At 64.1% G+C, this 12895-nt stretch carries 14 protein-coding genes; 5 read left to right on the top strand and 9 right to left on the bottom strand.

Translation table 11 applies throughout. The features are described 5' to 3' along the window. Window positions 1–69: 69 nt before the first annotated feature. Window positions 70–2328 carry a DUF1631 domain-containing protein gene (locus F3089_RS00955; protein WP_151439002.1) on the bottom strand — a complete coding sequence of 753 codons (2259 nt, stop codon included), beginning with the start codon at window positions 2326–2328 and terminating at the stop codon, window positions 70–72. A gap of 130 nt (window positions 2329–2458) precedes the next feature. On the opposite strand from F3089_RS00955, the gene nadC reads away from it, so the two are divergent. Together nadC and thpR are read left to right on the top strand one after the other, a co-directional pair. Further along, window positions 2459–3313, top strand: coding sequence for a carboxylating nicotinate-nucleotide diphosphorylase (gene nadC, locus F3089_RS00950; RefSeq protein WP_151439258.1), 855 nt, complete (start codon window positions 2459–2461; stop codon window positions 3311–3313). Window positions 3314–3384: 71 nt separating this feature from the next. Beyond that, window positions 3385–3969: an RNA 2',3'-cyclic phosphodiesterase gene (thpR, locus tag F3089_RS00945; protein WP_192497235.1), complete on the top strand. Its 585-nt coding sequence runs from the start codon at window positions 3385–3387 to the stop codon at window positions 3967–3969. Here the strand turns inward: thpR and F3089_RS00940 are convergent. Genes F3089_RS00940 through F3089_RS00925 form a run of 4 tightly spaced genes read right to left on the bottom strand, consistent with a single transcriptional unit; the run spans window position 3966 to window position 7159 of the window. After that, a complete protein-coding gene (locus F3089_RS00940) occupies window positions 3966–4307 on the bottom strand; it encodes a YqcC family protein (RefSeq protein WP_225741630.1) in 342 nt (113 codons plus the stop codon). The two genes, thpR and F3089_RS00940, sit on opposite strands and share 4 nt — an antisense overlap. Window positions 4308–4312: 5 nt before the next feature. Further along, a complete protein-coding gene (locus F3089_RS00935; RefSeq protein ID WP_151439000.1) occupies window positions 4313–5110 on the bottom strand; it encodes a ParA family protein in 798 nt (265 codons plus the stop codon). A 54-nt stretch (window positions 5111–5164) separates the two neighbouring features. Next, the gene (gene hda, locus F3089_RS00930) at window positions 5165–5866 is read right to left on the bottom strand and encodes a DnaA regulatory inactivator Hda (protein WP_151438999.1); all 702 of its coding nucleotides are present in this window, start codon (window positions 5864–5866) and stop codon (window positions 5165–5167) included. 9 nt (window positions 5867–5875) lie between these two features. After that, entirely contained in the window at window positions 5876–7159 is a 1284-nt protein-coding gene (locus tag F3089_RS00925) for a DUF2066 domain-containing protein (RefSeq protein WP_192497234.1), read from the bottom strand. 141 nt (window positions 7160–7300) lie between these two features. Here F3089_RS00925 and purM point away from each other — a divergent pair, with 141 nt between their 5' ends. From purM to F3089_RS00910, 3 genes are read left to right on the top strand one after another with little or no spacing between them, the layout of a single operon-like run. Continuing rightward, window positions 7301–8356: a phosphoribosylformylglycinamidine cyclo-ligase gene (gene purM / locus F3089_RS00920; RefSeq protein WP_151438997.1), complete on the top strand. Its 1056-nt coding sequence runs from the start codon at window positions 7301–7303 to the stop codon at window positions 8354–8356. Next, window positions 8356–9015, top strand: a complete 660-nt coding sequence (gene purN, locus F3089_RS00915; RefSeq protein ID WP_192497233.1) for a phosphoribosylglycinamide formyltransferase — start codon at window positions 8356–8358, stop codon at window positions 9013–9015. The genes purM and purN overlap by 1 nt, the downstream gene beginning before the upstream one ends. Window positions 9016–9071: 56 nt before the next feature. After that, the gene (locus F3089_RS00910) at window positions 9072–9806 is read left to right on the top strand and encodes a DUF3108 domain-containing protein (protein WP_151438995.1); all 735 of its coding nucleotides are present in this window, start codon (window positions 9072–9074) and stop codon (window positions 9804–9806) included. Here F3089_RS00910 and F3089_RS00905 read toward each other — a convergent pair. The 4 genes from F3089_RS00905 to F3089_RS00890 all read right to left on the bottom strand — a co-directional run bounded on the left by F3089_RS00905 (window position 9797) and on the right by F3089_RS00890 (window position 12891). Next, window positions 9797–11059: a valine--pyruvate transaminase gene (locus F3089_RS00905; protein WP_151438994.1), complete on the bottom strand. Its 1263-nt coding sequence runs from the start codon at window positions 11057–11059 to the stop codon at window positions 9797–9799. The two genes, F3089_RS00910 and F3089_RS00905, sit on opposite strands and share 10 nt — an antisense overlap. Window positions 11060–11071: 12 nt before the next feature. Then, window positions 11072–11695, bottom strand: a complete 624-nt coding sequence (locus F3089_RS00900) for a DUF416 family protein (RefSeq protein ID WP_151438993.1) — start codon at window positions 11693–11695, stop codon at window positions 11072–11074. 16 nt (window positions 11696–11711) lie between these two features. Continuing rightward, window positions 11712–12281 carry a dCTP deaminase gene (gene dcd, locus F3089_RS00895; RefSeq protein ID WP_151438992.1) on the bottom strand — a complete coding sequence of 190 codons (570 nt, stop codon included), beginning with the start codon at window positions 12279–12281 and terminating at the stop codon, window positions 11712–11714. Window positions 12282–12354: 73 nt separating this feature from the next. Next, window positions 12355–12891: a DUF2062 domain-containing protein gene (locus F3089_RS00890; protein ID WP_151438991.1), complete on the bottom strand. Its 537-nt coding sequence runs from the start codon at window positions 12889–12891 to the stop codon at window positions 12355–12357. Window positions 12892–12895 lie beyond the last annotated feature (4 nt).

Genomic DNA, 12895 nt, shown 5'->3' with positions numbered 1-12895 from the left:
TCCCTCACTCGCGGGTTCAGGCGGCAGTGAAGCACAGTGGCCATATTTTGCAAGAGGGAACCCGAAGCCTCAGGCGGTCTGCCCCTGGCGCAGGCTGTCGATGACCGACTCCAGGGCGCGGTCAAAGATCAGGCCATCATCCAGCATCTCGAGGGTGCCATCAGCCAGGGCCTGATTGACCTCCGGCATCATGTACTCCACCACCCGGGCGCCGTTGCGGTTAACAAAGATGTACTTGCCCGTGGCGCGGATGACCGCCGCCAGCTTGCAGCGCACAGGGCTGCCCTCAGGGGGCTGCCATGTAAGCCAGGCCCCCACGCTCAGATCCGGGGGCGTCACCGCCTCGGCTTCTTCCTCGGGCTGCTCGGGCACGACCTCGGCAGGCGCTTCAAGCGGCTGCTCCGCGGCGACCTCATCACCGGACGCTTCGGCCAGGCCTGGGGGCGCCTCGCTGGTGAGATCCAGCTCACTGCCGCCCGTGGTCTCCTGCGGCGCTTCTTCCTTCGGTGCGGTCTTCAGGCGCTGAAGCACATCCACATGCACCAGCTCAAGCTGATGCAGGCTGCGGTCCGTTTCAAAGGGATCCCAGCCGATCTGTTCCAGACTCTCGCGCACGCTTCGCACAATGCCGGGGATCTCACGCAACAGCACTGAGCGGGTGGAGGCCAGGAAGGGTGCTGGGTCCAGGCTCCAGAGCAGCCTGTCGGTCAGCTCGCACTGCGCCTTCCAGCCTTCGCCCTCATCACCCTCGCGCAGGTAATGCCACTTGAGCACACGGAACCAGGCACTCTCCAGAAAGCCCTGCAGGCTCTCCGGCACCGTGTACCGGGCCCGTGCCTCGCTCAGGAAACGTTCCACCTCGGCCCTGGCCTGCTCATCCCGGGCGCGCCCTTCCTCGGCATCGCGCAGGCGCTGCTCCACCAGTTCACGCCGCCGCCGGTCCTTCTCCATGAAGGCCGTGAAGTCGTCCAGAACGGATTCAAAGACGCTCACGTCATCGCTGTACTCATTCAGGATCCGGCTGACCGCGGATTCCATCTTCTCGTAGAGCGGATCACGGCTGCTGTCGTTGCCCTCGTTCCACACCAGCGCCGCCGAGGACAGCTCATTGAGCAGTTTACGGGCAGGATGACCACCACGCTCGAAGAAGGCCGGATCCACAAGGGCCACCTTGACCATGGGAATCTGAAGCCGGCCTATCAGTGCCTGCATCGTCTCGGGCAGGCGGCGATCCTCAAGGATGAAATCGAACAGCATGGAAACCAGGTTGATCACGTCCGAATCCACCTGGCGCACATTGCGATCATTGCTGTTAACCAGTCCCTGCACAACAGGAACCATACCACCCGCCTGTGAGGCCTCGGCCGAGAGCTGAACACCGGAGAGCATCTGCACCAGCTCGGATGTCTGCACCGGTGTAGCCCCCTGACCCGCGCCAATGACCGGGAAGCCCTGGCCGGCACCCATGGAGCCGGCCGGCATGCCACCGCCCTGGCCACCGCCCGAATGCATCATCTCGATCAGGCTGCGGATGTCGGTGCCACTGGACTGCTCGGCACCGTCACCGGAAGCCGGGCCGCTGCTGGTCTGCCCTGCCGTGCCGGTCGGCGCACCCTGACTGGTGTTGCGGCGCTGACGCTGCGGCATAGGATTCTTCAGGTTGGGCAGCACACCCTCATCGCTGAGATGTTGATTGGCCTCGGTGTACAGGTTGTCCAGCTGGTTGATCAGCAGCTTGTCGAACAGCTTATAGATCACCAGCCGGGAGCGTATATCGATGGACAGCGAGGAGCAGGCCTCAGCAAGGCCGTGACAGATGACTTCCGGCCCGAGGGGATTGCGCGAGGACGCCAGGTCCGGGTTCCGCAACAGTTCCGCCACCCGCTGGCGCAGCAGCTCCACCTGGTCGGTGTAGCGGTTGCGGATGCGCTGGATCATATTGTCCACCGCCACCTGCTCTTCCAGGTCGTCGTCCTCCACCAGCGACAGCGACTCCAGGTCGGACTCCCCTTCGCTGTGCCGGCCCGGCGCGGGCTCGAAGTGGCCACCTTCATTGAAGGCACGGCTCAGCCACTGCTGGAAGGCCAGGGTCATGGACTTGCGTTGCATGCGCAGTTCACGCATGGCATCAAAGTAGGTGGTCTGCTCGGCATTGGAGCGTGAGCGCTCGGACAGATCAAACAGCGCGTCATCGGCGCTGTCGAAGAAAGCGTCAAGCAGTGTGCGGAAACGAACCGCCGCCCTGTCGCGCAGGCTGATCAGCGGGGATGGCAGCTGGCGCCCTTCCCCGGACTGCCCCAGGGTGACTACATTCTCTCCACGACTCATCTGTCTGGCTCCCGAACTTCAGCGAAACGCCGGTTGGATTTTCAACGGTTCCACTATAGAGTCGGAGCGCGTCAATCTGTGTCAGAATTTGTCACCTTTTGTGACCACCGCCAGCAAGGGCCAGACCATGATGAACCCGATCCCCGCTGCCACACTGCGTCAGGCCGTGACACGCGATGTCGCCGCCAGTATTGCCGAGGATGAAGGCTCCGGTGACCGCACCGCCGCCCTTATTGATCCGGCGCGCGTGGTCGAAGCCGGGGTCATTGTGCGTCATGAGGCGGTGGTCGCCGGCAGACCCTGGGTGGATGAGTGCTTCCGGCAGGTGGACCCGCGCCTGAGCGTGGTCTGGCACTGCAGTGAGGGGGAGCGGGTCGCCGCGGATTCGCACCTCCTCACCATCACCGGCCCTGCCCGGTCCCTGCTCACCGCCGAACGCATCGCGCTCAACTGGCTCCAGACGCTCTCCGGTGTGGCAACGCGCTGTCGCGCCTATGCAGACCTTATCGCGCATACCGGGGCCCGACTCCTGGACACCCGCAAGACCCTGCCGGGACTGCGCATCGCCCAGAAATACGCGGTCGGATGTGGTGGCTGCGCCAACCACCGTATCGGCCTGTACGACGGCATTCTCATCAAGGAGAACCACATCGCCAGCTGCGGCTCCATAACCGCCGCCGTTGAGCGTGCCCGGCAGACATCACCGGATGTGCCCCTGGAGGTGGAAACCGAAACCGAAGCGGAAGTGGCGGAGGCCATCGCTGCCGGCGCCGAACGCATCATGCTGGATGAGTTCCCGCTGGAGAGCATGGTGCGGATGGTGGAACGCTACCGTGGTCAGGCCCGCTTTGAGGCCTCCGGCGGCATCACGGAGGCGAACCTGGCAGCCATTGCGGAAACCGGCGTCGATTTCATCTCCCTGGGCGTACTGACCAAGGATGTCACGGCCGTGGACCTTTCGCTGCGCATACGGGATGAGGCCTGAACGGCACAACGGACGGTAAACGTCTATAGTAATGGCCAGACGGGGTGCCTGCGACAGAGGAGGATCCGAAGGTGGCCAACGCGATCCGAAGCTTTCTTGCCGTGCCAGTGGGGCAATCCGTGGCGGAACCCCTGATGGCCACGGTCAACGCCTCAACCCACGCCCTGCCGCCGCTGCGGGTTACCCCATGGGCGAACCTGCATCTCACACTGGTGTTCCTGGGCGCCATTCCGCGAACAGTCCTGGATGAGCAGGTCATCCCGCGGATGGGTGAACTGCTCGCCGACGCACGCCCGGGCCGGATCCACTTCCGCCAGGTGGCGGGCTTCCCCGATCCAGGAAGCCCCCGCCACCTGGTTCTGGAAGGCTACGCCTCCCCCACCATCGAAACGCTCCAGCGCACCCTCAGGGAGGGCCTGGCAGAGACACTCGGGCATTCCCGGCAGGAACAGCAGTGGTGCCCACACATCACGGTCGCCCATTTCCGGGACCGCAAGCCGCGCCCCATAACAGCCACGCCCTGGCAGGCGGAGCTGCCGGTGGCGGAGGTCTGTCTCTACGAAAGCGAGCAGGGCCTGCACGGCCCCGTGTACAGGGTGCGGGAGCGCTGGCCGCTGGCCCAGGAACCGGACGAGGCCGGCGCGACGGAGAGCTAGCGCGCCGCCGTTACCAGCTCATCCAACCGCCGGAGCGCCTCGATCAGCAGGCTGCCGTCCTGCTCCAGGTTCCGGAAGTATTCCTCGGCCATGGGGGCCACATCACACCAGGGAGGCATGGGTTCGCCACCTTCCAGCATTCCCTCCAGCTTGGGCAGGAACACGAACTGGATCCACTCCGGGAAGGTCATGGTATCCACACAGAAGGGCTGCACACTGGCAAAGGCCTCGGGCGACGGTGGCGTACTGCTGCGCAGTGCCAGCTCCGACAACGCCTCCTCCACACGTTTCATGCTGCCAGGCAGCGCCTGACGCGCGTGTTCCCGGTCCATTGCCATGCGCCTCAGGCTCCCAGCGGTTCCACGTCCACGGTCTCACCATTGAGCAGGCCGTAGAGGTCCTGGAAACGCGCCGTGAGGTTGTGCTTCGGCGCCATGTGGATCAGGGGCCGACCCGCCTGGTGGGATTCCTTCATCTTCACCGAGGACGGCAGCCGGACCGGCAGCACCGGCAGCCCCTCATCCGTCAGCTCCTGGACAAGCCGGCGCGGCAGGCTGGCCTGACTCTGGAACTGGTTGGCAATGATGCCCTCAATCATCAGGTCGGGGTTGTGGTCCTCCTGAAGCTCCTGAATCTCGCCCATGATGCTGTACAGCGCCTGGCGGGAGAAATCGTCGCAGTCAAAGGGGATCAGGCAGCGCTGCGCCGCGATCAGGGCCGAACGGGTGTAGAAATTCAGCGCCGGTGCCGTGTCGATGTAGATGGCATCATAGAGATCGCTCAGGCGGCTCAGGTGGTCGCGCAGCTTGTAGATCTTGTGCTTGGCTTCCAGCTTGCGCTCCAGGTAGTCCAGCTCGGGACTCGAGGGCAGCACATGCAGGTTGGAGAACGCCGAGGCATGCACGAACTCCTCAGGGCGACGGCTGGAGATGCGGAAGGCGATGGACTGCTCCAGCAGGTCGGCCACCGTGTCCTTCAGCTCTTCCGCGGGTCTGCCAAGCAGATACTGGGTTGAATTCCCCTGTGGATCCAGGTCAACCACCAGTGTCCGCACACCACGGCTGGCACTGATGGCCGCCAGATTACTGACGATACTGGATTTCCCCACACCGCCCTTCTGATTGAAAACAACCCGGCGCATGGCTTTCCCCCTGTGTTTTTGCTGTTATCGATGAAATCCCTGCAGATCCGGAGTCTACCAGCCCAGCACCTGCCTGACGAAGGGTACCGTCAGCCGCCGCTGCTGTTGCAGCGAGGCCTCATCCAGATGATCCAGAAGCCCCAGGAGCTGGCCCGGATCCCGGGGGGCACGACGCAGGATGTAACGGGTCACCTCCTCCGGCATGGCAAGCCCCCGGTTTTCCGCCCGCGCCCGGAGCATGGCCGCACGCTGATCATCGTCCGGGAGGGCCAGCTGCCACACGGGCAGGGCCCTGAGCCGTGATGCCAGATCCGGCAGCGCCCAGTCCAGCGCCGCCGGCGGCTGCCGGCTGGCGATCAGAAGGCGGCCACCGGCATCCTGCACACGGTTGAACAGGTGCAGCAACGCCTCCTGCCAGGCGGGATCCGCAGGCAATCCGTCCAGATCATCCAGACAGACGGGATCGAACCCCTCAAACCCCTGAAGCGCCTCCGGCGCCAGTGCCGCTGCCTCGCGCAGACTGAGCGACACCGGCTGGAGGCCGGCAGACTCCGCGGCGAGGCAGACGGCATTGAGAAGGTGACTCTTGCCCGCTCCGGCATCACCACAGAGCACCAGGGAACCGGCGTCTGCCGATACCGGCCAGGCCTGAAGCCGCTCGACCACGGCCCCGTTGGATCCGGCATGGAAATTGGCAAATCCGGCTTCATCCCGAAGCCGGATCCGCAGGGGAAACTGGGAAGGTGTCTGTGTCATGGCCCCATTCTACTGCTGCAGCGTGGCACCGCTTCCTCCGGTTTCCTCTGCCGAATCCAGCGGCACGATCTCCTGCACCTCACCACGGCCAGGCAGCATGCTGCTGCCCCGCTCTTCATCCCAGCGATAGTAGAGCCTCAGCGTGTCATCCTGCGGATCAGCCGGAACCGCACCGTCCGGCGGCCCGCCCGTCAGCACCAGCCGCTTATCAAGCCCAATGTAGTCACGCAGAACGCCCAGATCACCATTGAACGCCAGGTCCAGAGTCAGATGGTCCTGCTTCACCGTGTCCACCTGCACCGACCGGATCGGCTCCAGCCCGGCCAGTGACCGGCGCACACCGGCATAGGACGCGAGTGTCCCAACACCGGTCACCCGCATACGGGCGGAACGCAGGTCCTCGCCCCTGGGCGGCGCCACGGCATAACGCCCGGCCAACCGGTCAGCCCAGGCATCCACCAGCTGCCGCACCACCATGGCACGTTCGCTGTCACGGGCAACGCCCTCCGCAACCCGGTCATCCCCTCGCCACAACTGCCAGCGTGCCCGCCAGCCACCACCGGCCCGATTGACCCTGACCGTCGCCATGAGGTCATGGGGATAGCGTCGGGAAGCCTCCTTTATGGGTCCCTGGAACAGCCCCCAGAGCTCGGACAGACTGACTTCCGCGCGATCCCGCTCATCGTGGAAGGGCAATGCCAGCGGCAACCCGCGCCGCTGGGATTCCGCCCAGAGCGGCTCTTTCCAGGGGCCCCGTTCCGCGGCAATGGCCTCCCTGTCCAGAGGCTGCATGGGTTCCGTAAGGAAGGGGGGCAGTGTGTTCTCCCGGTGGATCAGCTCACGATCACCGCGATCATCCACCGCGAACCAGACCAGAACCCGGGGGCGATTGGCGCCCCACACCGCCACGCCCCGCTCAGCCAGCATCTGACCAACCGCGGGAGCACTCAGGGTGGCATGGAGCTCCAGCTCTTCCCCATTGCGCCGATAACTGAAGGCGTCAATGAAGCGGGTGGTGCGTCCATCCAGGGCACGCTCGCTGGCACTGTCCCCACCGGCAACCGGCACCAGCTCCCGCACCTCGGCGGGATCACCCGTGAGGCGCAGCAGCACCTGGCGCAGGGCTTCCCGGAAAGCTTCATCCCGTGCCCCCGTCCCGGTATCCTCAACCGGCACTACCGCCTGATACAGACGATCCACAACCACTGCCTGAGCTGGGCCGGCCAGCATCAACAGCAGCAGAAGACCGCCTGCCAGCAGCCCTGCCCGGAACCGATCTATGCGCTGTTCCACCCGAACTCCCATTGTCCACTGTCTCGCCCTCAAAGGTCGGCTCAGGATACAACAACCACCCCAACCACGACACCCACAGCATTTGGCCGGGGATGACCACGGTGCTAGAATCCGCGCAATGCCCGTTTCGAGGAACGCCCCATGAGCGACACCAACCAGGGAATGACCTACCGCGACGCCGGAGTCGACATTGATGCCGGCAGTGAGCTGGTCGACCGCATCGGCGAGAGCGTTGCACGCACCCAACGGCCGGAGGTTCTGGGTGGCCTGGGCGGTTTCGGAGGGGCCTTCGCGGTTCCCGAGGGCTATAAGGAACCCGTGCTGATCTCCGGGACCGACGGGGTCGGCACCAAGCTCCGCCTGGCCATGGACACAGAGCGCCACGACCGCATCGGCATCGACCTGGTGGCCATGTGCGTGAATGACATTATCGTCACCGGCGCCGAACCTTTGTTCTTCCTCGACTACTACGCCACCGGCAAGCTCAACAATGACATCGCCGCCGACGTCATCAAGGGCATCGCAACCGGCTGCGAGAACGCCGGCTGCTCGCTGGTTGGCGGCGAGACCGCGGAAATGCCCGGCATGTATCAGGGCAACGACTACGATCTTGCCGGCTTCTGTGTGGGCATTGTGGAGCGCAAACGCCTGATCGATGGCAGCCGCGTGGAGGCCGGTAACGCCCTTATTGGTCTTGGTTCCTCGGGCCCCCACTCCAATGGCTACTCCCTGATCCGCCGCATCCTCGAGCACACCGACGCGGACCTGAAACAGTCCGTGGGCACGGAGACCCTGGGCGAGGCCCTGATGGCCCCCACCCGCATCTATGTGAAGCCGCTTCTGGAGATACTGCACCAGTTCGACGTCCGGGCCATGGCCCACATCACCGGTGGCGGACTCACGGAAAACGTGCCGCGCGTGCTGCCCGAGGGCACGGAAGCAGTCATCGACACCCACAGCTGGCAGTGGCCGGACGTCTTCCAGTGGCTCCAGCGCGCCGGCAACGTGGCCACCGACGAGATGTTCCGTACCTTCAACTGCGGCATCGGCATGGTGGTCTGCATTCCGGAGACCGAGCGTGACCAGGTTCTGGAAACCCTCAATGACGCGGGCGAGGACGCCTGGCTCCTGGGCTATATCCAGGAATCCGATGACCCTGCGGGTGTCCGCTTCGTCCCCGACAACGACGAACGCTGATGCCGGACACCCTGCCGCGTATCGTTGTCCTCATTTCCGGGGGGGGAACCAACCTTCAGGCACTGATTGATGCCGAGGCCGCCGGTACGCTGGATGGCACCATTGCCGGCGTCATCAGCAACCGTACCGGCGTCAAGGGCCTGGATCGGGCTGAAAGCGCCGGCATTCCCGCTCAGGCCATTCCGCACCGCGACCATGACAGCCGGGAATCCTTCGACCAGGCCCTGATGGCCGCCATTGATGGGTTCAGGCCGGATCTGGTGGTCCTGGCCGGCTTCATGCGCATTCTTACGGACGCTTTCGTACAGCACTACCAGGGGCGGCTGCTCAATATCCACCCCTCGCTGCTGCCGGCCTGGCCCGGCCTGCACACCCATCGCAAGGTGCTGGAGGCTGGGGAAAAGGAGCACGGCGCCACCGTGCATTTCGTCACCGAGGAACTGGACGGTGGCCCACGCATCATCCAGGGCCGGGTCCGGGTACACCCTGACGATAACGAGGACAGCCTGGCAGGCCGCGTGGGCGTGCAGGAGCGCCGGATCTACCCAGAGGCCGTACGCTGGTTCTGCCAGGGGCGGCTGCGCCTGGTGCAGGGTCGGGCGCAGCTCGACGGCACGCCCCTGGACGAACCGGTGGACCCCGACTCCCAAAACACTTGAGCCGGTCACAGGGTTCTCATAGGGTAGAAGCAAACCGTCCAACAAGGGATGCTGACATGGACCCGATCCGCCGCCTGGTGCTCACACTCGCTGCCGCCGCCGTTCTGCCTTCCGCCGCTTTCGCGCAGGACCTGGGCCTCTACCCCATGACCACCACCTATGGCGCGGAGCTCGAACGCGGCATCACCATCAGTGGCGAAGCCACGCGTTCACTGGAACCCACGGACACCGGCCGCTGGATCTACCGTTTTGATGTGGACTCCTTCGTGGCGGATATCCGCGAGTCCAGCCGGTTCCGTTTCGAGGACCAGACCGTGATCTCAGAGCGGTACCGCTACAGCCTGGAAGGCTTCTTCCTGTCCAACCGCTACAAAAAGCTCGATTTCAACTGGGATGAAAGCGTCATTGTGGACCGGGTGAACGACCAGCGCACGGACATGAGTGACCACCCGGATGTTCAGGATCAGCTCGGGGCCCAGCTCCAGCTCTGGGTGGACCTGCGCGCCGGCAGGGAGACGATGGAGTACGTGATCCCGGACGAGGGCGAATTCAAGGATTACCAGTTCGAAGTGCTGCGTGAGGAGACCCTGGATACCCGCGAGTTCGGCAAGGTCGAAACCGTAGTGGTGGAACGGGTGCGGGACGAGGACTCACCCCGCACCACCCTGATGTGGTTCGCCCCTGAATGGGATCACCTGCTGGTGCGGCTGGAGCAGACCAATGACGAGGGCGAGGACTTCGAGATCTACCTCAAGAGCGCCACCCTCGACGGCGAACGCATTCAGCCCTGAGCCCAGGCCCGCTTGACTTCCTCGGCAATGGCCTGGAGACCGCGGACCACGTCCGCCTCGTCCTGGGAATAGGTCACACGCAGGCACTCATGCTGGTGGCGCCAGCCCTCGTCCGGAAGCCCTGGGAAGAAGTAGTGCCCTGACACCACCAGCACCCCTCTGGCCTTGAGCCGCTTGTAGAGCTCCAGACTGCTGATGGGCAGATCAGGGAACCAGAGCCACAGGAACATGGCGCCCTCCGGCTTGTGGACCCGCCAGGGGCACTCATCACCCATGGCTTCCCGAAAGGCTGCCACGGCAGCCTCCATCTTGCGCTGGTAGACGGGCTGCACCAGATCCCGGCTCATGCTGATGATCTCGCCACTGCGCACCAGCGGCTCCGCCAGCATGGCGCCGAAACTCCCTGTGGCCAGGTTCATGATGGCGTTCACGCCTGACAGGGCCCGGATCACCGGCTTGTCGGCGATCACGATACCGGTGCGCGCCGCCGGGATACCCAGTTTTGAGAGGCTCAGGCAGAGGATATGCTGGGGTGTCCAGCGCGGGGATGCCTCGGTATACATCAGGTCCGGGAAGGGCGTGCCATAGGCGCCGTCCACGATCAGCGGAATATCATGTTCCCGCGCCAGCTCCTCAAGGCCCAGCATTTCGCCATCGGTCAGCACGTTGCCGGTCGGGTTGGTTGGGCGGGACACGCAGATGGCGGCGGTGTCTTCCGTGATCTCGAGCTGCGAGAAATCCACCCGGTACTTGAACTGATTGTCCCCCAGCTCCTCGATTTCAGGGCGGACCGCGTGGAACAGGCCCGGCGTCAGCCCGGCATCGCCATAGCCGATATACTCCGGCGCCAGCGGCAGGAGTATGTGCTTGTGGCTGCCGTCCGGATGTTCACCGGCCAGCATGTTGAACAGCATGAAGAACGCGGACTGGCTGCCATTGGTCAGCCCCACATTCTCGGTGGTCAGCCCCCAGTCATACTCGCGGTTGAGCAGCTCCACCAGGCTGGCAATGAACTGCTTCTCGCCCTGGGGCGGGTCATAGACACCGGTCAGGCGCCGGAACTGTTCCGGGTCGTCCACCAGCTCCTTCATGATCGCCTGCAACCGGTCGGTTACCTCCGGAAGATGGCCCGGGTTGCCGCCGCCCATCATAACCACGTCGCCACCGGAGGCCATGGCCTCGCCCAGATCGTCCATCAGCGAATTGATGCCGGCGTCCTCGCCGAGCTTCTGACCGAAGGATGAGAGTTTCATGCAGGCTCCCGTTCAGGATTGGTTCGCGTTCGCCCAGCGCTCGGGAACTTCCAGGCCCAGGCTGCTGACACCGTCGTTGTGCGCCATCTCGTGCAATTCATTCAGGGTTTCGCCATCCGGTGCCGGGGCACGACGCAGCGTCTCGGCCAGGGTCTTCTGGAACGATTTTTCCGCTTTCACCAGTTCATGCCCGTCGAACAGCTTCACCAGCGCGTCGTCCTCCAGCCCCTCGCCCTCGGTGACCTCGATGAAGGTGGTCACCGTCTCCAGGGCCCGGGCTGCCGCCTCAAAGGCGCGTTTCTTTTCCGGGTTCACATGGCACAGGAAGGCCTGCTCCAGCAGGTGCCAGGCATCCATGGCCGGGGCCACCCCGTAGAAATCATACTCGGCGGGGTCCGGATACACATCTTCCAGGCGGGTGAGCTGCTTCAGAGGGTCCACGTCATGGTCCTTGATGGCCAGCATCCGCCAGCCCCAGTCCAGGGCATCCCGGAAGCGGTCACCCCACTCGGGTTCGGTGATCTCGGCAAAGAGCGCGTAGTTGGGGAAAGCCCTTTCGGCCAGCGCCAGTATGAAAGCGTACTGGCGCCAGCCGGTCAGGCGGTTCATTTCCCGCTGCCACTGCTTCGAGTTCATGGGCCGCTCCCGGCGTTCAGGTCTTGGGCAGGGTCACGCCACGCTGGCCCATGTACTTGCCCTTACGGTCCGCGTAGCTGGTCTCACAGACCTCATCGGACTCCAGGAACAGCATCTGGGCCACCCCTTCGTTGGCATAGATGCGCGCGGGCAGGTTGGTGGTATTCGAGAACTCCAGGGTTACCTGCCCTTCCCATTCCGGCTCCAGCGGTGTGACGTTGACGATGATCCCGCAGCGGGCATAGGTGGACTTGCCCAGGCAGATGGTGAGCACGTTGCGCGGAATCCGGAAGTACTCCACGGTCTGCGCCAACGCAAATGAATTGGGCGGGATAATGCACGATTCCCCGGAAATGTTGACGAAACTGTCCTCGTCAAAATTCTTGGGATCGACCGTGGCCGAATGAACGTTGGTGAAGATCTTGAACTCGGAGCTGCAACGCACGTCGTAGCCGTAGCTGGAGGTACCGTAGGAGATGACCTTGCCCTTGTCCGCAGTCTCCTTGATCTGACCAGGCTCGAAGGGTTCGATCATGCTGTATTCCTCCGCCATCCGGCGGATCCAGCGATCGGATTTGATGCTCATGCTGCGTCAACGTCCACGATTGGATGATTGGGATAGCCGGGAATCATACCGCAGCTGACACAGGCACCGAAAGTCAGGGACCGGAAGCCGCTCCGTTGCGGCGCTGCTTGCGCAGGCGACGGCGGGCAAGAATCCATCGCGAGAGGCCATGGGTCGCCAGATAGCCGCCCACCGCGAACGGCACGGCAACGATCAGGCTCCCGATGATGGTGAACGTCATGGTGTCCCCCGCCCGCTCGAACATCCATGAGGGGATGAAATCCATGGACACCGGCAGCAGCACGGTCAGCAGCTCACCCAACTCGTGGAACCCCCAGTAGAGCGGCGCCATGGTGATCGGATTGCTCAACCAGGACACGGCAAAGGCCGCCGGAAAGTTGCCCCGCAGCACCACACAGCCGATGATCATGAAAATCGTCTGGAAACCCACCGTGGGCGTCAGGCCCACGAACAGACCGACGCTGACGCCACGGGCAGCCGACTCAACGCCGCCTCTGAGGCACCCGGTCACGTACAGCAGATGCCACAGACGGGGGTGGCCCACCAACCAGTTATGGCCGCGGCGTCGGAGGACCCGGTAACGGGCCTGGAGTGTGGGGAATCGTTTCATACGC

It is taken from the genome of Halospina sp. K52047b (genome assembly GCF_008709855.1).
GTDB classification, from domain to species: Bacteria; Pseudomonadota; Gammaproteobacteria; order Pseudomonadales; family Oleiphilaceae; genus Halospina; species Halospina utahensis_B.
Note: the sequence above shows the minus strand (reverse complement) of the source record. Positions and strands in the feature narration are given on the sequence as shown.